The organism is Pseudomonas putida (genome assembly GCF_002906855.1).
Taxonomy (GTDB): Bacteria; Pseudomonadota; Gammaproteobacteria; order Pseudomonadales; family Pseudomonadaceae; genus Aquipseudomonas; species Aquipseudomonas putida_N.
On sequence record NZ_MINI01000002.1, the window covers coordinates 1 to 495 of the forward strand.

At 60.0% G+C, this 495-nt stretch carries 1 protein-coding gene; it reads left to right on the forward strand.

All coding sequences use genetic code 11. The features are described from left to right. Window positions 1-495: ATP-binding protein (locus BGP85_RS00040; protein WP_181005062.1), on the forward strand; the 495-nt coding region annotated here is incomplete at both ends.

Here is a 495-nt window from a genome sequence, read left to right on the forward strand (position 1 = left end):
GGCCAACATCCTGATGTTCGGCCCGCCAGGCGGCGGAAAGAGCCATCTCGCGGCAGCCATCGGCCTCGCGTTGATCGAGAACGGCTGGCGCGTGCTCTTTACCCGCACGACCGACCTCGTCCAGAAGCTTCAGGTCGCGCGCCGCGAACTCCAACTCGAAGCCGCCATCGCAAAACTCGACAAGTTCGATCTGCTCATCCTTGACGACCTGGCCTACGTCACCAAGGACCAGGCCGAAACGAGCGTGCTCTTCGAACTCATCTCCGCAAGATATGAGCGGCGTTCCATCATGATAACCGCCAATCAGCCCTTCGGAGAATGGAACCGCGTCTTTCCCGACCCAGCCATGACGCTTGCCGCAGTGGACCGCCTTGTTCACCACGCAACGATCTTCGAGATGAATGTCGAAAGCTATCGGCGACGCTCCGCCATGGAGGCCAAACGTCAACGTGGCAGACCCGCCTCATTCGCGACAATCAAAGGCACCTCCCAGTT